The sequence below is a fragment of the Pseudomonas sp. DNDY-54 genome, assembly GCF_019880365.1.
In the GTDB taxonomy this organism is placed as follows: Bacteria; Pseudomonadota; Gammaproteobacteria; order Pseudomonadales; family Pseudomonadaceae; genus Stutzerimonas; species Stutzerimonas stutzeri_P.
In genome coordinates, this window is sequence record NZ_CP082271.1 from 2,490,616 (window position 1) to 2,513,318 (window position 22,703).

Annotated in this window: 22 protein-coding genes; 3 read left to right on the forward strand and 19 right to left on the reverse strand. The window is 57.3% G+C overall.

Features of this window, described 5'->3' with window-relative positions; translation table 11 throughout:
* Nucleotides 1-94 precede the first annotated feature (94 nt).
* From K4O48_RS11520 to sdhC, 14 genes are all read right to left on the reverse strand, one after another.
* Nucleotides 95-1,345: an MFS transporter gene (locus tag K4O48_RS11520; protein WP_222908358.1), complete on the reverse strand. Its 1,251-nt coding sequence runs from the start codon at nucleotides 1,343-1,345 to the stop codon at nucleotides 95-97.
* 41 nt (nucleotides 1,346-1,386) lie between these two features.
* Nucleotides 1,387-1,833: a PaaI family thioesterase gene (locus K4O48_RS11525; RefSeq protein WP_222908359.1), complete on the reverse strand. Its 447-nt coding sequence runs from the start codon at nucleotides 1,831-1,833 to the stop codon at nucleotides 1,387-1,389.
* Nucleotides 1,830-2,291, reverse strand: coding sequence for a PaaI family thioesterase (locus tag K4O48_RS11530; protein WP_222908360.1), 462 nt, complete (start codon nucleotides 2,289-2,291; stop codon nucleotides 1,830-1,832). Before K4O48_RS11530 ends, K4O48_RS11525 begins: the two co-directional genes overlap by 4 nt.
* 54 nt (nucleotides 2,292-2,345) lie before the next feature.
* Nucleotides 2,346-3,071 carry a DUF599 domain-containing protein gene (locus K4O48_RS11535; protein ID WP_222908361.1) on the reverse strand — a complete coding sequence of 242 codons (726 nt, stop codon included), beginning with the start codon at nucleotides 3,069-3,071 and terminating at the stop codon, nucleotides 2,346-2,348.
* A gap of 73 nt (nucleotides 3,072-3,144) precedes the next feature.
* Nucleotides 3,145-4,455, reverse strand: coding sequence for a branched-chain amino acid transport system II carrier protein (gene brnQ, locus K4O48_RS11540; protein ID WP_222908362.1), 1,311 nt, complete (start codon nucleotides 4,453-4,455; stop codon nucleotides 3,145-3,147).
* Between the two features lie 247 nt (nucleotides 4,456-4,702).
* Nucleotides 4,703-5,590: a succinate--CoA ligase subunit alpha gene (sucD, locus tag K4O48_RS11545; RefSeq protein WP_222908363.1), complete on the reverse strand. Its 888-nt coding sequence runs from the start codon at nucleotides 5,588-5,590 to the stop codon at nucleotides 4,703-4,705.
* A complete protein-coding gene (sucC, locus tag K4O48_RS11550; RefSeq protein ID WP_222908364.1) occupies nucleotides 5,590-6,756 on the reverse strand; it encodes an ADP-forming succinate--CoA ligase subunit beta in 1,167 nt (388 codons plus the stop codon). Before sucC ends, sucD begins: the two co-directional genes overlap by 1 nt.
* A 178-nt stretch (nucleotides 6,757-6,934) precedes the next feature.
* The gene (lpdA, locus tag K4O48_RS11555; RefSeq protein WP_222908365.1) at nucleotides 6,935-8,371 is read right to left on the reverse strand and encodes a dihydrolipoyl dehydrogenase; all 1,437 of its coding nucleotides are present in this window, start codon (nucleotides 8,369-8,371) and stop codon (nucleotides 6,935-6,937) included.
* A gap of 95 nt (nucleotides 8,372-8,466) precedes the next feature.
* Entirely contained in the window at nucleotides 8,467-9,690 is a 1,224-nt protein-coding gene (odhB, locus tag K4O48_RS11560; RefSeq protein WP_222908366.1) for a 2-oxoglutarate dehydrogenase complex dihydrolipoyllysine-residue succinyltransferase, read from the reverse strand.
* A gap of 68 nt (nucleotides 9,691-9,758) precedes the next feature.
* Nucleotides 9,759-12,590 (reverse strand): 2-oxoglutarate dehydrogenase E1 component, encoded by a 2,832-nt coding sequence (locus tag K4O48_RS11565; RefSeq protein WP_222908367.1) that lies wholly within the window; start codon nucleotides 12,588-12,590, stop codon nucleotides 9,759-9,761.
* Nucleotides 12,591-12,880: 290 nt separating this feature from the next.
* Nucleotides 12,881-13,585, reverse strand: a complete 705-nt coding sequence (locus K4O48_RS11570) for a succinate dehydrogenase iron-sulfur subunit (RefSeq protein WP_168423915.1) — start codon at nucleotides 13,583-13,585, stop codon at nucleotides 12,881-12,883.
* 10 nt (nucleotides 13,586-13,595) lie between these two features.
* Nucleotides 13,596-15,368: a succinate dehydrogenase flavoprotein subunit gene (gene sdhA / locus K4O48_RS11575; protein WP_222908368.1), complete on the reverse strand. Its 1,773-nt coding sequence runs from the start codon at nucleotides 15,366-15,368 to the stop codon at nucleotides 13,596-13,598.
* Nucleotides 15,369-15,371: 3 nt separating this feature from the next.
* Entirely contained in the window at nucleotides 15,372-15,740 is a 369-nt protein-coding gene (gene sdhD, locus K4O48_RS11580) for a succinate dehydrogenase, hydrophobic membrane anchor protein (protein WP_222908369.1), read from the reverse strand.
* On the reverse strand, nucleotides 15,734-16,108 hold the full coding sequence (sdhC, locus tag K4O48_RS11585; RefSeq protein WP_222908371.1) for a succinate dehydrogenase, cytochrome b556 subunit: 375 nt from the start codon (nucleotides 16,106-16,108) through the stop codon (nucleotides 15,734-15,736). Before sdhC ends, sdhD begins: the two co-directional genes overlap by 7 nt.
* Before the next feature lie 363 nt (nucleotides 16,109-16,471).
* On the opposite strand from sdhC, the gene gltA reads away from it, so the two are divergent.
* Nucleotides 16,472-17,743: a citrate synthase gene (gene gltA / locus K4O48_RS11590; protein ID WP_222908373.1), complete on the forward strand. Its 1,272-nt coding sequence runs from the start codon at nucleotides 16,472-16,474 to the stop codon at nucleotides 17,741-17,743.
* A 545-nt stretch (nucleotides 17,744-18,288) separates the two neighbouring features.
* Here gltA and K4O48_RS20490 read toward each other — a convergent pair.
* Nucleotides 18,289-18,540, reverse strand: a complete 252-nt coding sequence (locus K4O48_RS20490) for a YkgJ family cysteine cluster protein (protein ID WP_090519741.1) — start codon at nucleotides 18,538-18,540, stop codon at nucleotides 18,289-18,291.
* A gap of 143 nt (nucleotides 18,541-18,683) precedes the next feature.
* Between K4O48_RS20490 and K4O48_RS11595 the strand changes: the two genes are divergently transcribed.
* Entirely contained in the window at nucleotides 18,684-19,025 is a 342-nt protein-coding gene (locus tag K4O48_RS11595) for a DMT family protein (protein ID WP_090519739.1), read from the forward strand.
* Between the two features lie 118 nt (nucleotides 19,026-19,143).
* Complete coding sequence (locus tag K4O48_RS11600; protein WP_222908375.1) at nucleotides 19,144-19,425, forward strand: pyrimidine/purine nucleoside phosphorylase; 282 nt, start codon at nucleotides 19,144-19,146, stop codon at nucleotides 19,423-19,425.
* A 210-nt stretch (nucleotides 19,426-19,635) separates the two neighbouring features.
* Here the strand turns inward: K4O48_RS11600 and K4O48_RS11605 are convergent, their stop codons facing one another.
* From K4O48_RS11605 to K4O48_RS11620, 4 genes are all read right to left on the reverse strand, one after another.
* Nucleotides 19,636-19,929, reverse strand: a complete 294-nt coding sequence (locus K4O48_RS11605) for a flagellar protein FliT (RefSeq protein ID WP_222908377.1) — start codon at nucleotides 19,927-19,929, stop codon at nucleotides 19,636-19,638.
* A 68-nt stretch (nucleotides 19,930-19,997) separates the two neighbouring features.
* Nucleotides 19,998-20,384 (reverse strand): flagellar export chaperone FliS, encoded by a 387-nt coding sequence (fliS, locus tag K4O48_RS11610; protein WP_222908378.1) that lies wholly within the window; start codon nucleotides 20,382-20,384, stop codon nucleotides 19,998-20,000.
* A gap of 405 nt (nucleotides 20,385-20,789) precedes the next feature.
* Complete coding sequence (gene fliD, locus K4O48_RS11615; RefSeq protein WP_222908379.1) at nucleotides 20,790-22,277, reverse strand: flagellar filament capping protein FliD; 1,488 nt, start codon at nucleotides 22,275-22,277, stop codon at nucleotides 20,790-20,792.
* Nucleotides 22,278-22,333: 56 nt separating this feature from the next.
* Nucleotides 22,334-22,696, reverse strand: a complete 363-nt coding sequence (locus tag K4O48_RS11620) for a flagellar protein FlaG (protein ID WP_260523614.1) — start codon at nucleotides 22,694-22,696, stop codon at nucleotides 22,334-22,336.
* Between the last annotated feature and the right edge of the window lie 7 nt (nucleotides 22,697-22,703).

The window sequence follows — 22,703 nt, forward strand, 5'->3', positions numbered from 1 at the left end:
GCGATGACAAGCAGATGGGGGCACGATGCAAGAATTCAAGTACCAGGCTCATCCGTCAGCACCCTGCGCCGACCTGCACCTGCCGTTAGGGACGCTATGGCTCGAGCAGTTCAAGGAGGACGATATCGGCGGGGGCTAGGTTGTAGACCGCTTCTCCCGGCCCCTTCAGCTGTCGTCGGATTGCAACGTTGCCGTCTCGATCGATACCCGCGAAGCGCCCCTCTGCCATCCCGCCACGCTCTGTATGAGCACGCATCAACAGATGCTCGTAGCGCGTCGGATTGCGCAGCAGCAGCGCCAAAGAAAACCGTGGACGGCGATCGATGCGAGGCGGTGGCACAACCTCCGCGAGCGGCATCGCTTGGACGGCCTCGCCTTCAGGCGGCGTATCCGCTTCTGCAGCTAATGCTGGATAGGCATCGTCATTGACCTCCCACCCCCGGTTACCCTTGTGAAGGCCTAGTTCGTAACGAGCGGCAGTACCCTTTACGTCCGCGCGTACGGCGATCACCATCTCTGATGCAGGAAAACTGACCGGCTCCAACGATTCGACGGTCACTGCTCGCGTCTCGAAACGACGCTGCAAATAATCTTTCGCCAAATAAGCGAGCGTATCCGCAGAGTCGTAGTTCATGTCCACCCGACCCGCGATATAGCGCAGGTCATCGGTGAATACTTCGACATGGCCGCTGAGACTCGTGCGGTAGCTGGCCGGCAGGACCAGGTGGAAATCTCCCGCCAGCTTGTTTGGCGGCACCGGCTGTAGATTCAAGTGCAGTGTGTAACCGCTCTGGACCCGGCGCGCTTCTGGCAGCTCCTGCTCGGGTCGCAACCAACTGATTTCTACCTCAGCCCCTGGGCTGGCGTCCTGGGGAAGCACATCAACTTCAAGTGCGCCAGGCGAGGTCGCGCCGAGGCGAATGCGCACTTCCTGTCGGGCAAACAGACCGTCCCCCTCACGCAGTGTCAGAACGCCATTAATGAACCTGCCAACGCGAGGTTTGAAGGCACGACCGTCAAGCTGACCATTGAGCTGCATCGTCAGCCGGTCGCTCTGCTCTTGTTCGTTCGGCTCAAGCCATTTCAAACTGGTGATCGCGGCCATCCGCTCCGGGTCATGGCTGGCGAGAAGTGTGAAGCCGACTACCAGCGGAATGACTCCCAGCGCTGACAGGCCGACGGCCTTACGCGCAACTCTCCAATGCATGAGCGCGTAAAGCGCAGTAACCGGCGGCAGCAGACTGCCTACGCCCCACAACAGCCCCGTACCGAAGGCCAACATAATCAACCAGACGAGACCAAGTGCAATCAGCAGCAACCCACCCAGGATCAGCAACGCATCCATTCATCACCTTTGAGACATCTTGATGGCAGCCGCGGGGTGTATCAGGGCTCGTTGACCTTGAAGTGACAACGGGCGGTGGCGATGGGCTCGGCCTGATTCGTTTGCCAGGCCGTAATGGCGACGTTGGCTACGCGGCGCCCCTGGCGCCAGACCTGGCAAGCGGCAAAGGTGTCACGATAGTGACCCGCCCGAAGATAATCTATCGAGAAGTCGATGATTTTGGGCAAATGTGGCGCGCCCATGAACATAAGCAAATGGAGCATCGCGGCGTGCTCCATGAAGCCGGCGATCACCCCACCATGAATAGCCGGCAATGTGGGGTTTCCAATGTTGTCCTCGCTTTTAGGCAACCGAAACACCATCTCGTCACCCAGCCGCAGACATTCGATGCCGATGAGCCTCGCATAGGGCACCATCTGCAGGAGTGCATCGTAATTGTTACTGGCGTGAGCCTCACTGACCAACGCATCAAGATCCAGCCGGCTCATTGGCGCACCTCAGGTGCATTCTCGACTGTGCTTTTGCCGCCCATGCGCATGAACGCACCTACCACGTGCGCGATCGGCTCATTGATGTCGCGCTGATAGGCAACACCGCGGGTGAAGATCACCGTAGGCGTGACTCGGTAGCATTCAGCGAAGCCGAATACGTCATGATTCGGCTCCGCGGGGTGCATGTAATCGATCCGCAAATCCAGGGTGGGGCAGATTTCGAGCTCGGGTAATGCGCATGCAGTCGAGATACCGCAGGTCGTGTCCATCAGCGTAGTGATCGCCCCACCGTGGACAAGCCCGGTTTCCGGATTGCTGACAATTTTCTCACTGTAGGGAAGGCGCAGCGTGAGCCCAATGGCGTCAGCGTGCTCGACGTTCATGCCGAGAACCTGGCAGTGCCTCAACATGGAAAGAAAGCGTTGAGTACGCTCCAGTATCAATTTATCGCTCATGCGAACTCTCAATCGAATCAAGCCGAGCAGTTTAACCTGCTCGATGGTCGCGCCCTATTCCTTAGCGCTGTCGATCGGCAAGGTTGGCGTAAACACAATTACCTCAAGTACGTCCGAGTGAAATTCTCGCCGGTACAAGATCAGCACGACTCCAGCAGTAACGAGCATGAAAAACCAGGGATGAACGAACCAGGCCAGAATCGCCATACCGAAGTAATACGCACGAAGACCAAAATTGAACTGGTTGGCGGCCATTGAAATGACGCGTGCAGCGCGTTCCGCAAAGGACTTGCGCTCCAGATCGCTGACGTTCCGTTCACCGGCCATAGGGGCAGACGCCACTAACACCGCGGAGAAGTTGTATTGCCGCATGCACCAGCTGAACGTGAAGAAGGCATAGACGAAAACAACCGCCAATGCGAGCAGCTTGATCTCGGAGAGCCCACGGCTTACCGGCTGAGCGAATGGCAGATCAGCTAACAGTGAGACCGCTCTATCGGAGGCGCCCAATGCGGTAAGAATACCGGCGAGGATAATCAGCGTGCTGGAAGCGAAGAAGCTGGCATTGCGCTCCAGGTTGCCGATTACATTCGCATCGGCGATCCGGTTGTCTCGCAACAGGAGCCGCCGCATCCAGTCCTCTCGATACAAATGCAAGACGCTAGCCAGGCAAGCCGTATCCCGTCCGCGCCAGCTCGCGTATCGCGTGTACCCCGCCCAGCAAAGAATGAACCAGACGACAGCGATCAGATGCGGCAGAAGATGACCCGGAATCGACATAGTAGCCCCCTGGAACCCGCGCCTGATTATAGTCCGTGAATGGTTACGTCTCAGCGTTCAGAGCGCGCCGCTGTCAGCCTCTGTTCGATGCGTTGGCCAGCAGCCGGTCGATGACAAACGCGATCAACAGAGTCACCAGGACCGGCACCAACCAGCCCATGCTTTGCGCAGCCAACGGTAACGCGGTGAATAACTCCGGCACCAAAGTCGTGAAACCGGCAGCCGAGAGACCATCCACAACCCCGAATACAAGCGTCACCGCCATTACCGGAACAAAAACGCGGCTCGGCGAGACCCAGCAACGATCAAGCAGACTCAGCGCAACCAGCATGATCGCCAAAGGATAGAGCCCGACGAGAACCGGCACGGACACACTGATCAGCTGGGTCAATCCCTGATTCGCGACGGCAAGGCTGAACAGGGTGAAGACAATCACCACCGCTCGATAGCTAACGGGAAGCAAACTGCTGAAGAACTCCCCACAGGCAGTCGTCAGGCCAACCGCCGTGGTTAGACACGCCAACGTGATAACCACGGCGAGTAACAGGCTGCCCGTGGTGCCGAAGGTATGCTGAACATAAGTCGTCAGGATCTGTACGCCATTCTGGGCGTCACCGGCGATGCCTTGACTGGTGGCGCCAAGATAGAACAGGGCCAGATAGACGAGTGAAAGCCCTATGGCCGCGATGGCACCCGCAATCATTGAGTAACGTGTAACAAGCGTAGGCTCCGACACCCCTCGATCACGAATGGCGGTAGCGATCACGATGCCGAACACCAACGCACCGAGCGTATCCATCGTCAGGTAGCCTTCAAGAAAGCCCTTCAACAGAGGAGTGCTGCGGTAGCTTTCAGCGGTCGCGCCAATCTCTCCCGCGGGTGCGAAAAGAGCCGCCCCACCCAGTACCAGCAAGGCGGCCAGCAATACCGGCGTAATGAACTTGCCCACTCGATTGACCAGCTGTCCGGGGTTTAGGACGAGAAACAAGGTCGCAGCGAAGAACACCACGGTATACACAACGAGCGAGGTTGCCGACTGCCCGCTAAATGGCGCCACACCCATTTCAAAGGAAACAACGGCGGTGCGCGGCGTCGCAAATAACGGGCCGATGGCAAGATACACCGCCACAGCCAACAGCGTGCCGGCTACGCGACCCAGTGGCGCGGTCAGCCTGTCCATCCCACCCCCGACGCGCGCCAGGGCCACCACCGTCAGCAGCGGCAAGCCGACGCCGGTCAACAGAAAGCCCGCTGCAGCGGGCCAAATGGATTGCCCAGCAGCCATTCCGGCGCTCGGCGGGAAAATGATGTTGCCTGCGCCTAGAAAAAGCGCAAATGTCATGAATCCAAGGGCCAGCAGATCCAGGCCTTTCAGTCGAGTCATCGTGTCACCACTGCAAGAGGGTTCAGGCACGTAACGCACCCGGGCGTGTGTCCCAGACGCGATCCGTGCGGACCGGCTGAGAAAAAAGGACGAACCTTAAAGGAAATCCCGCTCTAGGGCGAGGCTTGGCGGGCAGCCTGTACAGAGAAATGACGTCGTCTTAGCCCGCGTGGTGAAAGACCCAGACGTCAGAAACAAAAATGCCAGTCAGACAAGCTGACTGGCATTCTTTACAGCAAGCGACACATTAGCCTTGCTTGACTTCCCAACCGGTCAACTCTGCAAGCGCTTTGCCGATATCTGCAAGCGAACGCACAGTCTTGACGCCGGCATCCTGTAGCGCAGCGAATTTCTCGTCCGCGGTACCCTTGCCGCCGGAAATGATCGCACCGGCGTGGCCCATGCGCTTGCCAGCAGGCGCCGTCACGCCGGCAATATAGGAGACAACTGGCTTGGTCACGTTCGCCTTGATGTACGCCGCGGCTTCTTCCTCAGCCGAACCACCGATCTCACCGATCATCACGATCGCTTCGGTCTGCGGGTCTTCCTGGAAGAGTTTGAGGATATCAATGAAGGTCGATCCCGGGATCGGATCGCCACCAATACCGACGCAGGTGGACTGACCGAATCCGGCATCAGTGGTCTGCTTGACCGCTTCATAGGTCAGCGTACCGGAACGCGACACGATACCCACCTTGCCAGGCAAGTGGATATGGCCAGGCTGAATGCCGATCTTGCACTCGCCGGGGGTGATCACGCCTGGGCAGTTCGGGCCAATCAGGCGCACACCCAACTCGTCGCACTTGATCTTCACTTCAAGCATGTCGAGGGTCGGAATGCCTTCAGTGATACAGACGATCAGCTTGATGCCACTGAATGCGGCCTCAAGGATGGAGTCCTTGCAAAACGGTGCAGGCACATAGATAACGGATGCGTCCGCACCGGTCGCTTCCACCGCTTCTTTTACGGTGTTGAAAACGGGCAGACCGAGGTGCACGGTGCCGCCCTTACCCGGCGTAACACCACCGACCATCTGGGTGCCGTATTCGATAGCCTGCTCGGAGTGGAAGGTTCCCTGAGAGCCTGTGAAGCCCTGGCAGATGACCTTAGTGTCTTTATTGATCAGAACGCTCATTATTTGCCCTCCGCGGCTTTGACGACTTGAATGGCCGCATCGGTCAGGCTGGTCGCACCGATGATGTTCAGACCACTTTCACCCAGCATTTTCGCGCCAAGCTCAGCATTGTTGCCTTCCAGACGAACAACAACCGGCACCTTTACGCCGACTTCCTTGACCGCACCGATGATGCCTTCGGCAATCATGTCGCAACGGACGATGCCACCGAAGATGTTGACCAGTACAGCGGCGACATTTTCATCGGATAGGATGATCTTGAACGCTTCGGTGACGCGCTCTTCGGTTGCACCGCCGCCGACATCAAGGAAGTTGGCTGGCTTGCCACCGTGCAGATTGACGATGTCCATGGTGCCCATCGCCAGGCCCGCACCGTTAACCATGCAACCGATGTTGCCATCCAGCGCCACATAGTTCAGTTCCCACTTCGCCGCGTGGGCTTCGCGCGGGTCGTCCTGAGAAGGATCCTGCATGCCGCGCAGCTTGGGCTGACGGTAGATAGCGTTGCTGTCGATGTTCAGCTTGGCATCCAGGCAATGCAGGTTGCCGTCTTTCTTGATGACCAGCGGGTTGACTTCCAGTAGCGCCAGATCGTAATCGACGAAGAGCTTGCCCAGCCCAACGAAGATATGCACGAACTGCTTAACCTGATCACCTTTCAAGCCAAGTTTGAAAGCCAGCTCGCGGCCTTGGAACGGTTGAGCACCCACCAGCGGATCGATCGTCGCCTTGAGAATTTTCTCAGGCGTGTCGTGAGCCACCTTCTCGATGTCCACGCCGCCCTCGGTGGATGCCATGAACACAACCCGGCGAGTAGCGCGATCGACCACCGCACCCAGGTACAGCTCCTTCTCGATATCGGTGCAGGCTTCTACGAGGATCCGGCTTACCGGCTGACCGTTGGCGTCGGTCTGGTAGGTCACCAGACGCTTATCCAGCCACTGCTCAGCGAAAGCGCGAGCCTCATCCTTGCTACGAACCAGTTTGACGCCACCCGCTTTGCCGCGACCGCCAGCATGAACCTGAGCTTTAACCACCCACTCAGTCCCGCCAATTCGATCACAGGCCTCTGCCGCTTCCTTTGGACTGTCGACTGCGTAGCCTTTGGAAACTGGCAACCCGTACTCGGCAAACAGTTGCTTACCCTGATATTCGTGAAGATTCATCTTAGCTACCGTTCGGTTTGATGTGCATCAGACGTTGCATGTATGCCGCGTCGCCTCAAGTCGCTGAAAACTATCGAAAACACCTTTCAGAGACCTGTCATACCTTGCGTATGAAGGTATAACGGCTTGCGACGTCCTCTGAAAGAACAACGCAAGCCGTCTTTTTACCGCAGCGTTGTTAGCGCTTCTTGCGGTTGGCAATGTGGATGGCGTGGCCATTCACTGCCAGTGCTGCTTCGTGCAGCGCTTCGGACATGGTCGGATGTGAGAAGACCATCATTCCGAGGTCTTCAGCACTGGTGCCGAATTCCATGCCGATCGCGCCTTGCTGAACCAGTTCGGCTGCAGCCGGCCCCATCACGTGGACGCCCAAGACACGGTCCGTCTTGGCATCGGCGATGACTTTGACCAAACCGGCGGTGTCGTTAGCTGCCATGGCGCGACCGCTGGCGGCGAACGGGAAGGTACCGACGTTGATTTCAACGCCCTCGCCTTTCAGCGCCTGCTCGGTCTTGCCGACCCACGCGATTTCCGGGTGGGTATAGATGACCGACGGAACCAGGTCGTAGTTCATTTGGGATTTGTGGCCCGCGATGCGCTCAGCGACCATTACACCCTCTTCCGAGGCCTTGTGGGCGAGCATGGCGCCGCGTACCACGTCACCGATGGCGTACACGCCCGGGACGCTGGTAGCACAGTAGTCATCAACGTAGATAAAACCACGCTCGTCCATATCAACGCCCGCGTCAGCTGCGAGCAGATCGGTGGTCACTGGGCGACGGCCAACCGCAACGATCAACTTGTCGAAGGTCTGCTGCTGCTCGCCTTCAGCATTAGTGAAGTTGACAGTGACCTGTTCACCCTTCACTTCTGAGCCAGTCACGCGCGCACCCAGCAGTATTTTCAGCCCTTGCTTACTGAGGACCTTGAACGCTTCCTTGGAGATCTGCTCATCCGCGGCTGGCAGGAACTTGTCCATTGCTTCCAGAACGGTGACCTCAGCCCCCAGGCGCGCCCATACCGAACCCAGCTCCAGACCAATAACGCCGGCGCCGATTACGCCCAGCTTGGCCGGAACGCTTTGGAAATCCAGCGCGCCAGTGGAGTCGACGATAATGTTCTGATCGACCGGAGCCGGCGGGATGTCCACCGGCTTTGAGCCGGAAGCCAGAATCACATTTTCGGCACCCAGCACCTGCGCATTGCCGTCCAGGCCAGTAACCTCGACCTGCTTGCCGCTGAGCAGCTTGCCGTGGCCTTCGAACACCGTCACACCGTTGGCCTTCATCAGGCCAGCAACGCCGCCGGTGAGGTTCTTAACGATCTGATCCTTACGGGCGACCATGGTCGGAACATCCATGGCCACTTCGCCAGTGGAGATCCCGTGCACCTTGAAGCTCTCATGCGCTTCGTGGAATTTATAAGAGCTGTCCAGCAGCGCCTTGGACGGGATGCAACCGACGTTCAGGCAGGTGCCTCCAAGGGCGGTCTTGCCTTCCTTACCCTGATATTTTTCGATGCAAGCGGTCTTAAGACCCAGTTGCGCTGCGCGAATGGCTGCTACATAGCCACCGGGGCCGGCACCGATGACGACAACGTCGAATTTCTGGCTCATTGCGAATCCTCTTGAGTGCAAGCAGCAAAGTCAAAAGGCCGCAATCGGCAAGCCCGGCATATGCCTAGCCTGCTGAGTGCAGCCCGTGACGCTTGTTAGATATCCAGCAGCAGACGGGCCGGATCTTCCAGCAGGTTCTTGATGGTCACCAGGAAGCTAACCGCTTCCTTGCCATCGATCAGACGATGATCGTAGGACAGCGCGAGGTACATCATCGGACGGATGACCACCTGGCCATTGATCGCCATAGGGCGCTGAATAATGTTGTGCATACCCAGGATGGCTGCCTGAGGCGGGTTGACAATCGGAGTCGACATCATCGAGCCGAAGGTACCACCGTTGGTGATGGTGAAGGTGCCGCCAGTCATCTCGTCGATCGACAGTTTCCCATCGCGTGCCTTTTTACCAAAGGTGGCAATGCCGCTCTCGACTTCGGCCAGGTTCATCAGCTCAGCGTTGCGCAGGACCGGAACAACCAGGCCACGATCGCTGGAGACCGCGACGCCGATGTCTTGATAGCCGTGGTAGACGATGTCGGTGCCGTCAATCGATGCGTTGACAGCTGGGAAGCGCTTCAGCGCCTCAACAGAAGCCTTGACGAAGAAAGACATGAAGCCAAGACGCACGCCATTGTGAGTCTTTTCGAACAGGTCTTTGTACTTCGAACGCAGCGCCATGATTTCGGTCATGTCAACTTCGTTGAAGGTGGTCAGCATCGCCATGTTCGACTGTGCTTCGACCAGACGCTCGGCAACCTTCGCGCGCAAGCGGGTCATCGGTACGCGCTTTTCAGTACGATCACCGGCAGCGGTAACCACAGGCGCAGCAGCAGTCGCAGCAGGCTTGGCTGCAGCCGGGGCCGACTTCTTGGCCTCGATCGCAGCAACCAAGTCTTCCTTAGTCACCCGGCCATCCTTGCCAGTGCCCTTTACGCTGTTCGGGTCGATACCATTTTCTTCAGCCAGCTTGCGGGCGGCAGGCGCCAGGATGGCGTCTTCACCGCTTGTTGCAGCGGGCGCAGCAGCGGCTGCAGCTGTAGTCTCAGCTGGGGCTGCAGCAGGCGCAGAAGCGGAAGCTGTACCGCCTGCCTCCAACTTACCGAGTAGCTCGCCGCTCAGCACGGTGTCGCCTTCATCCTTGACGATTTCAGTCAGTACGCCATCCGCTTCGGCCAGTACTTCCATCACGACTTTATCGGTTTCGATGTCAACGATGAGCTCGTCGCGCTTAACCGCTTCGCCCGGCTGCTTGTGCCAAGTGGCGACAGTGCCGTCAGCGACCGATTCCGGAAATTGGGGGGCTTTGATCTCGATAGCCATTAGCTGGGGTCCTATTTGATTCGGTTCTACATCGAGGCCGCGTTGTCGCGGCCCCTTGCAAGAATGATTTAAACGGTGAACGCATCCTGCAGCAGCTTTTCTTGCTGCTCCGCATGCATGGAGGCATAGCCGACCGCAGGTGCAGCGGATGCATCACGCCCCGCGTACTGCAGGAACAGCTCCTTCTTGTGCGCCACCGCAACACGACGCATATGGTGCTGACTGCAATACCACGCGCCCTGGTTCATCGGCTCTTCCTGACACCAGACGATGCTCTTGAGGTTTTGGTACGGTGCGAGCACTTCGGCCAAATCCTCTTCCGGGAACGGGTACAGCTGCTCGAGACGAATGATCGCGATATCCTCGCGGCCTTCGTTGCGACGTTTATCCAGTAGATCGTAGTAGACCTTACCGCTGCACATGATCAGACGTTCGACCTTGCTCGGCTCGATCTGATCGATTTCCGGAATGACCGTCAGGAACGACCCCTGAGTCAGCTCTTCTAGCGTGGAAGTCGCCAGCTTATGACGCAGCAACGACTTAGGCGTCAGGGCTACAAGCGGCTTACGCAGCGGCCGGATCGCCTGACGACGCAGCATGTGATAGACCTGCGCCGGCGTGGTCGGCACACAAACCTGGATGTTGTGCTCTGCACAAAGCTGCAGATAACGCTCAAGGCGGGCGGACGAGTGCTCCGGCCCCTGCCCTTCGTAGCCGTGCGGTAGCAACATGGTCAGACCGCAAAGGCGGCCCCACTTATGCTCACCACTGGTGATGAACTGATCGATGACGACCTGAGCACCGTTGGCAAAGTCACCGAACTGAGCCTCCCAGACTACCAGAGCATTGGGCATGGTAGTGGCATAGCCGTATTCGAACGCCAGTACGGCTTCTTCCGATAGGAAGGAGTCATACAGATCGAAACGTGGCTGCCCTTCGTAAAGGTGCTGCAGCGGTATGTAGGTACTACCGTCCTTCTGATTGTGCAGCGCGGCATGGCGGTGCGAGAAGGTCCCGCGTCCCACATCCTGACCACTGATTCGTACCGGATGGCCTTCGAACAACAAGGTCGCGTAAGCCAGTGTCTCGGCGTACCCCCAGTTGATCGCCAACGCACCGGCACCCATCTTCTGCCGGTCTTCAAGTATCTTCGATACCTGACGCTGAACCACGAAGCCTTCCGGAACGGCCAACATTTTGTTGGACAGCTCCTGCAGGGCCTTCAGTTCGAAACGCGTATCGTGACGGGCGGTCCAGGCGTGCCCAAGGTAAGGCCGCCAATCAACGAAGAGCTCCTTGTTGGGCTCCTTCACCAAGCTCTTGACCACATGTAGGCCGTTGTCGAGAGCGGTTCGGTACTCGTCGATCTTCGCCTGGACCTGCGCGTCTTCCAGTACGTTCGACTGGATCAGCGAGTCCGCATACAGCTCACGAGTGGTGCGCTGCTTGGCAATCTTCTGATACATGAGCGGCTGGGTGCCGCTCGGCTCGTCGGCCTCATTATGGCCACGGCGACGGTAGCAGATGAGATCGATGACGATGTCACGCTTGAACTGCATGCGGTAATCGACAGCCAGCTGCGTGACAAAGAGAACGGCTTCCGGATCGTCCGCGTTCACGTGGAAAATCGGCGCCTGAATCATCTTAGCGACGTCGGTCGCGTACTCGGTGGAGCGCGCGTCTTCCTGCTTGTTGGTAGTGAAGCCGACCTGATTGTTGATCACGATGCGGATGGTGCCACCAGTCCGATAGGCTCGGGTCTGGGACATCTGGAAGGTTTCCATCACCACACCTTGCCCAGCAACCGCGGCGTCGCCATGGATGGTCACAGGCAGAACCTTGTCACCAACCGGGTCACAACGACGGTCCTGACGGGCACGAACGGAACCCTCTACTACTGGCGAAACGATTTCCAGGTGAGACGGGTTGAACGCCATCGCAAGATGGATTTCGCCGCCCGGGCTCATCACGTTCGACGAGAACCCTTGGTGATACTTAACGTCACCGGAGCTGAGCCCTTCTACCTTCTTGCCTTCGAACTCGTCGAAGAGGTCACGAGGGTTCTTGCCGAAGGTATTCACCAGCACGTTCAAGCGGCCGCGGTGGGCCATGCCGATAACGATTTCCTTGGTGCCGTACGAACCGGAACGCTGGATGATTTCATCAAGCAGGGGAATCAGACTCTCACCGCCCTCCAGACCAAAGCGCTTGGTGCCGGGGTACTTGGTGCCCAGATACTTTTCCAGACCTTCGGCAGCAGTCAGTCGCTCGAGGAGATGGCTCTTGATCTCTGGCGAGAAGGTCGGGCGCCCACGAACGCTTTCCAAGCGCTGGATAAACCAGTTGCGCTGATCCGAATCGACGATATGCGTAAACTCAGCGCCGATCGTGCGGCAGTAAGTCTCCTGCAGCGCCTGCTGAATCTCGCGAAGAGTCGCCTGATCCTTGCCCATTGCCAGGTCGCCGGTACGGAACACCGTATCCAGGTCAGCATCTGTCAAACCGTAATTATTGACAGACAGATCAGCAGGAGCCGGGCGCTGTTGCAAGCCGAGCGGATCGAGCTGTGCGGCCTGATGGCCACGCATCCGGTACGCCTGAATCAGACGCAGGACTTCGACCTGCTTCTTTTCGTGCTCGCTACTGACGCTACCTGCCGAAACAGGCTGCGCGCGACGCTGGTTTTTGGCCAGCAAGACGAAGTGATCGCGGATTGTCGAATGCGAAACATCGGCCGAAGCGCCGCCACTGACGGGCAGTTTCTGGAAGTAGGTGCGCCACTCTTCGGGCACAGCGTTGGGATCGTGCAGGTAGAGCTCATAAAGCTCTTCCACATAGGCAGCGTTACCACCGGATAGGTGGGCACTGTCCCACATGCGCTGCATTACGCTTTCTTGCATGTCTGGTCACCTTCGATAAGGAGACACCACCAGCGTGGAGACCGCAGCATAACTTCCCAAGTTCTGAAGCAGCGACTCAGGTAAAGCCACTACGGACCGCGCAGATAGTTTCCGAGAACCACCCCGGATGCTCCTGCTGGTCATCAAATTTTCAGATCGAAAACCCGGCTTTGTGAGCTGGGATTCCTACTAAGACTACGGCGCCGAGTTCGAACTCTGGCGCCGTAGGTGTCGCGGTGAAACATTACCGGCCTGTAGTTATGTCAATAACCTCAGACACCCGAACCGCATCAGGTTGCGCTCTGCAGCAGCATGTTGCGCACATGACCGATTGCTTTGGTCGGGTTCAGCCCTTTCGGGCAAACGCTTACGCAGTTCATGATGCCACGGCAACGGAACACACTGAACGGATCGTCCAACGCGGCCAGACGGTTCTCAGTCTCGGTGTCGCGACTGTCGGCCAGGAAACGATAGGCCTGAAGCAACGCAGCGGGACCAAGGAACTTGTCAGGGTTCCACCAGAAGGACGGGCAGCTGGTCGAGCAGCAAGCACATAGGATGCACTCGTACAGACCGTCCAGCTTCTCGCGATCTTCCGGACTTTGCAGACGTTCGATAGCCGGAGCAGGCGTATCGTTCATCAGATAAGGCCGAACCTTCTCGTACTGCTTATAGAAGATGCCCATATCGACGGCCAAGTCACGAATAACTGGCAAACCAGGTAGCGGACGCACCACCAACTTGTTGCCTTTGACGACGGACGACAGCGGCGTGATGCAGGCCAAGCCATTTTTGCCGTTCAGGTTCATGCCATCGGAACCGCAAACACCTTCGCGGCAGGAGCGACGGTAGGAGAATCCCTCATCCTGCTCTTTGATCAGAGCCAACACGTCCAGAACCATCAGGTCTTTACCATCGGTATTGACCTGGAAATCCTGCATGTACGGCTTTTCGTCTTTATCCGGGTTATAGCGATAAACGCTTACTTGCAACATATCGGCGACCTCAGTATGTCCGGACCTTAGGTTCGAAAGTCGGAACTGTCTTCGGAGAGAAGTTCACGGCCCGCTTGGCTACGCGCTTCTCACCCGGGAAGTACAGGGTGTGGCAAAGCCAATTTTCATCATCACGCTCTTCGAAGTCTTCACGGGCATGTGCGCCGCGTGACTCCTTGCGGTTTTCAGCAGCAATCGCAGTGGCCTCAGCCACTTCCAAGAGGTTCTGAAGCTCCAGCGCTTCGATCCGCGCTGTATTGAACGCCTGGCTCTTGTCAGAGATTTTCACGGTAGCGATGCGCTGACGCAGATCGGCAAGCTGAGCGATGCCCTTCTGCATGTACTCGCCAGTACGGAACACACCGAAGTAGTTCTGCATGCAGCTCTGCAGCTCTTTGCGCAGCGAGGCGACGTCTTCCCCAGCAGTCCGCTCGTTCAGCGAGGCCAGGCGATTCAGGGCCAGGTCCAGGTCAGTTTCGGTAGCACCGCGATGCTCGATACCGTCCTTCAGTGCTTTCTCAAGATGCAGACCGGCCGCGCGACCGAACACCACCAGATCCAGCAGCGAGTTGCCGCCAAGACGGTTGGCACCATGCACGGATACGCATGCCACTTCACCGACCGCGAACAGTCCGTCGATGATTTTGTCGTTGCCGTTGGCGTCCTGAGTCATGGCCTGACCATGAATGTTCGTGGCGATACCACCCATCATGTAGTGGCACGTCGGAACTACCGGCACTGGAGCGGTGACAGGATCGACATGGGCAAATGTCTTGGACAGCTCGCAGATACCGGGTAGACGGCTATGCAGCACTTCTTCACCCAGGTGATCGAGCTTCAGCATTACATGATCGCCATCCGGACCGCAGCCATTGCCCGCCAGGATTTCCTTGACCATGGAACGAGCGACCACATCGCGACCCGCCAGGTCTTTCGCGTTCGGAGCATAACGCTCCATGAAACGCTCGCCGTGCTTGTTGATCAGGTAGCCACCTTCACCGCGGCAACCTTCGGTTACCAGCACGCCAGCGCCTGCGATGCCGGTTGGGTGGAACTGCCACATTTCGATGTCCTGAACCGGCACACCCGCACGCAGCGCCATGCCGATACCGTCTCCGGTATTGATCAGGGCATTCGTCGTCGAAGCGTAGATACGACCTGCGCCGCCGGTAGCGAGCACGACAGCCTTGGAACGGATATAGACGGTTTCGCCGTTTTCAATGCAGATGGCGATGATGCCGACAATGGCGCCATCCTGATTCTTCACCAGATCCACGCCGTACCATTCGTTCAGGAAGGACGTGCCCGCCTTCAGGTTGGCCTGATAAAGGGTGTGCAACAGCGCATGACCCGTACGGTCGGCAGCGGCACATGTACGTGCGGCCTGCCCGCCCTTGCCATAGTCCTTTGACTGACCACCGAACGGACGCTGATAAATGCGGCCTTGCTCGGTGCGCGAGAACGGCAAGCCCATGTGCTCCAGCTCGAAAACGGCTTCCGGCCCGACAGAGCACATGTATTCGATAGCGTCCTGGTCACCGATGTAGTCGGAGCCTTTGACGGTATCGTACATATGCCAGCGCCAATCATCGTTCGGATCAGCCGAGGCGATGGCGCACGTGATACCACCCTGAGCGGAAACGGTGTGCGAGCGGGTCGGGAAAACCTTGGTGACCACCGCAGTTTTATGGCCGCCCTGGGCCAGCTGCAGCGCAGCACGCATGCCAGCGCCGCCGCCACCGATAATGATGGCGTCATAAGAAAGAGTACGAATGCTAGCCATGAATCAGATACCCCAAAGAATCTGCACGCCCCAGACGAAGAATGTGAACATGGCGATGCCACACACTGCCTGGAAGAGGAAACGCACACCGGTAGCCCACTTACCGATTGCCATATTGGTCAGGTAGTCAGTGGAAATCGTCCACATACCAACCCATGCATGCACACTCAGGGCGACCAGCGCCAGAAGGCTGAAGATGCGCATCCAGGTGGACGAGAACAGCGCCTGCCACTGGACATATTCCAGCCCTGGATTCGCGACCAGATACCCGATCAGGAAGAGAAAATAAGCCGCTAGCACAACCGCAGAAACGCGTTGAGCCATCCAGTCGTAGAGACCCGAACGCGAAAAGTTCGTGACGTTGGTTACCATATCCACACTCCAGCCAACACGATCAGCACCGCCGAAACGGCCAGAACGATTTTCGAGCCCAGCTTGCCGCCTTCCAGCGTCTCACCATGCCCCGTGTCCATGATCAGGTGACGAACACCGGCCACCAGGTGATACAGCAATGCAGACAGCAACACCCAGACCACCAGTTTCGCCAGCGGACTGCTGATGTACGCCTTAACCTCAGCAAAGCCTTCGGCAGAAGAAAGCGATGCATCGAGCGCGAGCAGCAGGATCGCCACACCTACAAACAGAACCACGCCAGACACGCGGTGGAGAATTGAGGTGTAAGCAGTGATGGGGAGTTTTATTGTCCTAAGATCTAGGTTTACAGGTCGTTGGCTTTTCACGGCTTTTTATCACACTTGAGAGCCCCGAAAACGCAGGGCAAAGTTGTTGGGAAGAGCACGCAGCGGTACCCGCCACCCACGAGTGACAACCCACAGGAAACTGCCTGTTAGGCCCCTGCCGGTCGGTCGTCGAGTATAAACAGTTAGGTCGCTAATGACAATGTGGTGAAGTGCCACTAAAGGCGCATGGCGCGCCCGTTTGTAAATGCCGTAAATAGGCTTTTGTATGTCGCGAATTCACCCCAAAAACCCCTCTGCAGCAGGCGGCCCGCGCAAATTGACTTTGAGATTTATCTCACTATAGTGATGCGGGCCCTGCGTGGGGGGCCATGATGATTCCAAGCATAAAACAGGAGGCCATACATGGCTGACAACAAAGCGCAGTTGATCATCGAAGGCGCAGACGCCATCGAACTGCCCGTTCTAACCGGCACCGTAGGGCCTGACGTAATCGATGTACGAGGCTTGACCTCCACGGGTCGCTTCACTTTCGACCCCGGCTTCATGTCCACCGCCTCTTGCGAATCGCAAATCACCTACATTGATGGTGACCAGGGGATTCTGCTGCATCGCGGCTATCCGATCGAACAGTTGGCCGAAAAATCCGATTACCTCGAGACCTGTTATCTGCTGCTGAACGGCGAACTGCCGACCGCCGAAGAAAAGGCGAAGTTCATTAGCACGGTGAAGAACCACACGATGGTTCACGAGCAGCTCAAGTCGTTCCTCAACGGCTTCCGCCGTGATGCGCACCCGATGGCCATTATGTGCGGCGTTGTAGGCGCGCTATCGGCGTTCTATCACGACTCACTGGACATCAACGACCCGCACCACCGCGAGATTTCTGCGGTGCGCCTGGTTGCCAAGATGCCGACCCTCGCCGCCATGGTTTATAAGTACTCCATGGGTCAGCCGATGATGTATCCGCGCAATGACCTGAACTACGCTGAAAACTTCTTGCACATGATGTTCAACACACCTTGTGAAGTGAAGCCGATCAGCCCCGTTCTCGCCAAGGCAATGGACCGCATTTTCATTCTGCACGCAGACCACGAGCAGAACGCGTCCACGTCCACTGTCCGCCTGGCCGGCTCTACCGGCGCCAACCCGTTCGCTTGTATCGCTGCAGGCATCGCCGCACTCTGGGGACCGGCACACGGTGGCGCAAACGAAGCCGTGCTCACCATGCTGGACGAGATCGGCGATGTTTCGAATATTGAAAAATTCCTTGAGAAGGCCAAAGACAAGAACGATCCGTTCAAGCTCATGGGCTTCGGTCATCGCGTCTACAAGAACTTCGATCCTCGCGCCAAGGTGATGAAGCAGACTTGCGACGAAGTGCTCGGCGAGCTGGGTATCAATGACCCACAGCTGGAGCTGGCAATGAAGCTGGAAGAGATCGCGCTGAACGATCCCTACTTCGCTGAGCGCAACCTGTACCCGAACGTCGACTTCTACTCTGGCATCATCCTCAAGGCGATCGGTATTCCGACCAGCATGTTCACCGTGATCTTCGCCCTGGCGCGGACCGTGGGCTGGATTTCGCACTGGAAGGAAATGATCGCTTCAGGCCAGAAGATCGGCCGTCCGCGTCAGCTGTACACCGGCCATCCGCAGCGCGACCTGCCAAGCTGAGCTTTAGCCGAAACGAAGAAGGCTGCCCAAGAGGCAGCCTTTTTTGTGTCTAACGCCACGACCCGAATAAAACCAACCGAAACCTGCAGACTCTGTAGGGCTGGTAAAACCCACTGAAATCGCGCCTCACGATAGCGCCGTGGCAATGCCGAGCATCCAAGACACCGCCACTTGGAAATAAACCGTTTTGCTGTGCTATCGAGACTCCATGAGCCGACACTATGCCGCTCTATGGGGCTGATTTGTTGCTGGCCGACCGCGGGGCGAAGCTTGTCCCAGCGAGTAACATTCCATTCGCCAACCACAGCCTGCGTAAGATCAACTGAACCCCACAATCGTTACTTGGAGAGGTGAAAGAGGCCGAAAGTGCGGTCGGTACAACGCAGCGGCAATACCTAACGTCCAATACGCCACGACACTACCCAGAGAGTGCCATCGGGCCGCTTCGCATCGACTCAGGACTCAGGTTTGCCACCAAGAAACCATGTGCATCTATGACTGCCACCGCCGTCGGCCGTGCCTTAATCTGCACGCCAATCCCGACATCACGCGGTCGCTTGCTCCAACCACCCGAGCAATCGAATAGCATCCTGACGGCTATCACCACAGACCGAGTGATCCGCCTGGAACGCGGTACAGACAGCAGGCCGCGAGGGCTGGCCAAACAATCCGCATAGATTGCGTTCCGAAAGATGCAAGCAACGCTCACCCGCCGGCTTGCCATAAGGCATGCCTGGAATCGGCGAGCTGATCGAAGGGGCAATACAACAGGCACCGCAACCGGGACGGCAACTCATTTCCAATCGTCCGAATGAAAAACGGGGCGGCGATAATAATGAGTGTTCGCGCAAAAGGCACTAGCGCCAACGGGCGCCTTTCGGGCACTTGCGAGGCAGGTGACGAATCAATAGGATCCGCCATCGTCCCGGAGTATCACCCCATGCCCATCTGGCTACAGACTGCTGCCCTGCTCTGCTTTTCGAACCTGTTTATGACCTTCGCCTGGTACGGTCATCTCAAAACGCTTAATGGCAAGCCTTGGGTAATCGCGGCACTGATCAGCTGGGGCATCGCGCTTTTCGAGTATTTGATCATGGTGCCTGCCAACCGCATCGGCTACACCGAGCTTTCGATCGGCCAGCTGAAGATCATGCAGGAGGTGATCACTCTGATGATCTTCGTGCCGTTTAGCGTGTTGTACATGCAGCAGCCCTTGAAACTCGACTACCTGTGGGCCGGGCTGTGCCTGCTGGGTGCGGTGTATTTCATCTTCCGCTCATGAGCGTGGCCGCATCAGCACTCGGAGCTAGCAGCCTCACTCGATACGCCAGCGACCTGATGACGCCATCGAGCCGCTTCGGCATACTGGCCGCCCTTTACCGCACCCTTAGAGGTTTCGAATGTTCAAGGTCAACGAGTATTTCGACGGCACCGTCAAATCCATCGCGTTCGACATGGCCGCCGGACCGGCGACGATCGGCGTCATGGCGCCAGGCAACTATGAGTTCGGCACCAACCAGTTGGAAGTTATGCATGTGGTCGCCGGTAGCCTGAACGTGAAATTGCCCGGCAACGAAAACTACGAAACGTTCGGCGCTGGCACCCAGTTCACCGTGCCGGCGAATAGCAAGTTTCAGCTGAAGGTGGCGGAGGCGACTGCTTACCTGTGCGAGTATCGATAAGCGCTTTGATACCTGGCAATCAGAACCGGTGTCATGGTGGATGGATGAAGCGTCATCCACCCTACGTCACGACGACACCCGTAGGGTGGGCTTCAGCCCACCAACCTGCCCAACAACCTGTTCAGCCATGGCTCCAAAGGCTTAGCCGGAAAACGCTTCCGACCGAGGCGTGCTTAATTTCCAATCCGCGGATGTCGCCGTAACCCCGCCCTACCCCAGCGGTTTATAGGCTCGGTTAACCTGCTTCGACTGATTCAACCGAGTCAATTCGCCCGCCAAGCGCTCTCGTTCCGCGCGGCCGACTTGCTGAAGGTCGTCGTACAAACGCAACAGCTCCGCGAGTTGCTCGCGTAAGCCAGCATCAAACGCATCTTCATCGCGCAAGGTGGCTACGAGGGTGCGGCACTCTTCATCCAGCACCGCTATGGCTTCCCAGTCACCTGCCGCCAGTGCATCGCGCAGCCTGTCGGCCAGCGTAGCGAACGCTTGTTTGCGTGACTGCATGAATGCCCTCAAAACTATTCAACTTGTGCGAAGAACAACGAACTCACTGTATCCGTCGCGTCAGACGATTATACCTTCGGCGCGATCTGATCCCAGGCCAGCTTGATCTCGCCCAACAGTTTGCCAACTTCGTTCAGCTTGTCGATATCGTTGTGCCGGCTCGCCTCGAACAGGCGCATCGTCATGTATTCGTAGAGTCGGTCGAGGTTTTCTGCCAACTCACCGCCAACACTCTTATCGAGCCCGTCGCGCAAGCCACCGATGATATTAATGGCCTTGCCAACAAGCACGCCCTTTTCGGCGAAGGCTTCCCGCTCCATGGCGCCTTTAGCCTGCGCGATGCGATCCAGGCCACCCTGCATCAGCATCTGGATCAAGCGGTGCGGATCAGCTTCGTTGACCTGAACCTTAACGCCAACCTGCTGATACTGCTTCATTGCTGTCATTGCGTTCATCTGGATAAGCCCCTTGCCACATCAAGTTTGCATGTACAGCTTATCGGTCGAGGTCGCTCAAGCTTGAGAGCAGTTGGATAAATCACAGTAATAAAAAACCGCCTCGGCGGCGGATTGAAAATTAGTGAAGAGTTTCACCAGCTTGGAGGACCGGACCATTCTTCGCTGATCACCGGAGTAAGGATTGGCAATTCCGTGCGCCGCTGGCTGCGTTTCCGAGGTATGCGCACCGAGACCAGAACGGTAGGCGTCACGCTTCAAGAGTCCGTTATCGGAGACCAGCGCTAGCCGTTTGAGACAGGTCGTGTGGCGCTCCGCTGGTGGGCTGAAGCCCACCCTACAGGTGGGGTGTTGTCAAAACGTAGGGTGGGCTTCAGCCCACCACATTGGCCGACCAACGCAACTTTATCTTTTGGAATTACTCGCCGCCCACGGTAGGTTTTCCAGCGAAGCAATAAGGCTGCTTGACGTGTTGGACAACTGCCCAACCAGCAGATCCATCGCATTGAACTGCTTGTAGAGCCGGTCCTGCAGCGAGGTGATGCGCCGGGTGAGATCTTCTTTTTGCTTGTCGATACCGGAGATAGTCTCCGTCATCTGTTTATTGCGTTGCTCGAGAATACCGCCGGTTTCGGTATAGGGCTTCAGCTTTCCATCCAGCCGTGTCGCCAGGCCTTTCTCGCCAGTAAACAATGCAGGCAGCTCGGTAAAGTTGCTGTCCATTACCTTGCTCAACTTGGCATCGTCGATCTTCAGCGTGCCGTCTTTCTGCGTGGTAATGCCTAAGTCAGCCAGCGCACGGAGCGCGCCGTCACCCTGTACATTGGTCAACTCGCCGCGGATCGTCCCCAACAACGTTCGTGCCGTGGCATCACCCACCAGAGCGCCGGTAACAGGCGCCTTGCCGTCACCCACGCTTGTAACCTTGGTCTGCGCGTTGATCACCCCGATCAGTTTGTTGTAGCTGTCGACAAAAGACTGAATCTGCTTTTTAACGCCCGCCTTGTCTTCTGCAACACTGATGGTAAGCGGTTCGTTGTCTGCCGTTTTAACCTTGAGATCGAGCGTGACGCCATCGATGGCGCCTTCGATCTTATTGGTCTTGCTGGTCACCACCATGCCATCGACGGTTATCTGGGCACTTTGAGCCATTTGCAGCATCTTCGGCCCTGGGTTTGCCGCATACGCAGCCAGAGCATCTTGATACTGCGCCGCGGTCAAGCCGTCCGCTTCGGGTTTCTGAACTAGCGCGCTGGTTTCGAGATCAGTCAAATCGAAACGGCCCGCAGCAGGATCTGACGACGTGGCCTGAACGGTAATATCCTCACCCTTGCCCGTTGCTGTACTGCTCAGCACAAGTCGAGCACCGGTGTCATCCGTAACAATAGTGGCAGACACGCCAAGTTCTACGCCGGCCTTGTTGATCGCATCGCGAATACCGGCCAAGGTGTTGTTGCTTTCGTCGACGTCGATGTTCAGGGCCTTGTCCTGCTGGCCCACCTTTACCGTCAGCGTCCCGCTGCCGAAAGTAGCCGGCTGATCCACCGAGTTCTCAAACGACTGCAATGCGACCTTGCTGCTCGTCGCTAAGCTTTTCACCTCAACCTGATAGCTACCCGCACCAGCCGTGGTACTGGCAGTAACGCCCACCAGATCGGATTTGCTGGAAGTGGCCGAGCGAGCCTGGAACAGCTCCGGCTTGTTCAACCCGCCGAGCGCCGTTTGGAAATCGCTAATGGCACTTTTCAATGCGCCAACAGCTGTAATTTGAGTGGTGGTCTTCTTTTCGAGGTTGGCGAGCTGCGACTCTTTTGGTGCGCGCTCGGCAGCGACCATGCTCTTTACGATGCTGTCGATGTCGATGCCTGAACCAATACCTGTTACGCCAGCCATAGCCTTACCTCGTCAAGAAATTGTTAGCCGGAACGCCCAATACAATAATCGTACCGTCACGCTTTGGCTTCGAATAACAAACTACGCATCTCATCCAACCGCTCGGTAAGGCGAAGAATTTCCTCCGACGGTATCTGCCGAACGATCTTGCCTGATTCGCCGTCGATCACACGAACAACCACGTCGCCCGTAGAATCGTCGACGCTGAAGCTCAGATCACGCTGGATATCTTGCATCTGCGACCGAAGCTTTTCGACCAGATCAGCGGTGCTTTCCTGCTCTTCGCCTTTTACGGAAGCCGTTACTGGCTGAATCGTATCGGACGCAGAAAACCCAGCCTCTTTGCGGAGGCTGGGTGGCGAGCCAGCTGTCATCTGTGTTTGCGGTGCGGTTCCGCCAGAAACTTTTCCGACGTCCATTGATTCA

Excerpts from the sequence above, each read along its gene's own strand:
- K4O48_RS11530 (WP_222908360.1), bottom strand. The coding sequence starts at position 2,291 with ATGAGCGATAAATTGATACTGGAGCGTACTCAACGCTTTCTTTCCATG.
- K4O48_RS11605 (WP_222908377.1), bottom strand. The coding sequence starts at position 19,929 with ATGCAGTCACGCAAACAAGCGTTCGCTACGCTGGCCGACAGGCTGCGC.
- lpdA (WP_222908365.1), bottom strand. The coding sequence starts at position 8,371 with ATGAGCCAGAAATTCGACGTTGTCGTCATCGGTGCCGGCCCCGGTGGC.
- K4O48_RS11565 (WP_222908367.1), bottom strand. The coding sequence starts at position 12,590 with ATGCAAGAAAGCGTAATGCAGCGCATGTGGGACAGTGCCCACCTATCC.
- K4O48_RS11620 (WP_260523614.1), bottom strand. The coding sequence starts at position 22,696 with ATGGACGTCGGAAAAGTTTCTGGCGGAACCGCACCGCAAACACAGATG.
- odhB (WP_222908366.1), bottom strand. The coding sequence starts at position 9,690 with ATGGCTATCGAGATCAAAGCCCCCCAATTTCCGGAATCGGTCGCTGAC.
- K4O48_RS11535 (WP_222908361.1), bottom strand. The coding sequence starts at position 3,071 with ATGTCGATTCCGGGTCATCTTCTGCCGCATCTGATCGCTGTCGTCTGG.
- fliD (WP_222908379.1), bottom strand. The coding sequence starts at position 22,277 with ATGGCTGGCGTAACAGGTATTGGTTCAGGCATCGACATCGACAGCATC.
- K4O48_RS11525 (WP_222908359.1), bottom strand. The coding sequence starts at position 1,833 with ATGAGCCGGCTGGATCTTGATGCGTTGGTCAGTGAGGCTCACGCCAGT.
- sdhA (WP_222908368.1), bottom strand. The coding sequence starts at position 15,368 with ATGGCTAGCATTCGTACTCTTTCTTATGACGCCATCATTATCGGTGGC.
- sucC (WP_222908364.1), bottom strand. The coding sequence starts at position 6,756 with ATGAATCTTCACGAATATCAGGGTAAGCAACTGTTTGCCGAGTACGGG.
- sdhD (WP_222908369.1), bottom strand. The coding sequence starts at position 15,740 with ATGGTAACCAACGTCACGAACTTTTCGCGTTCGGGTCTCTACGACTGG.
- K4O48_RS11520 (WP_222908358.1), bottom strand. The coding sequence starts at position 1,345 with ATGGATGCGTTGCTGATCCTGGGTGGGTTGCTGCTGATTGCACTTGGT.
- K4O48_RS11595 (WP_090519739.1), top strand. The coding sequence starts at position 18,684 with ATGCCCATCTGGCTACAGACTGCTGCCCTGCTCTGCTTTTCGAACCTG.
- sucD (WP_222908363.1), bottom strand. The coding sequence starts at position 5,590 with ATGAGCGTTCTGATCAATAAAGACACTAAGGTCATCTGCCAGGGCTTC.
- fliS (WP_222908378.1), bottom strand. The coding sequence starts at position 20,384 with ATGAACGCAATGACAGCAATGAAGCAGTATCAGCAGGTTGGCGTTAAG.
- brnQ (WP_222908362.1), bottom strand. The coding sequence starts at position 4,455 with ATGACTCGACTGAAAGGCCTGGATCTGCTGGCCCTTGGATTCATGACA.
- K4O48_RS11570 (WP_168423915.1), bottom strand. The coding sequence starts at position 13,585 with ATGTTGCAAGTAAGCGTTTATCGCTATAACCCGGATAAAGACGAAAAG.
- K4O48_RS20490 (WP_090519741.1), bottom strand. The coding sequence starts at position 18,540 with ATGAGTTGCCGTCCCGGTTGCGGTGCCTGTTGTATTGCCCCTTCGATC.
- gltA (WP_222908373.1), top strand. The coding sequence starts at position 16,472 with ATGGCTGACAACAAAGCGCAGTTGATCATCGAAGGCGCAGACGCCATC.
- K4O48_RS11600 (WP_222908375.1), top strand. The coding sequence starts at position 19,144 with ATGTTCAAGGTCAACGAGTATTTCGACGGCACCGTCAAATCCATCGCG.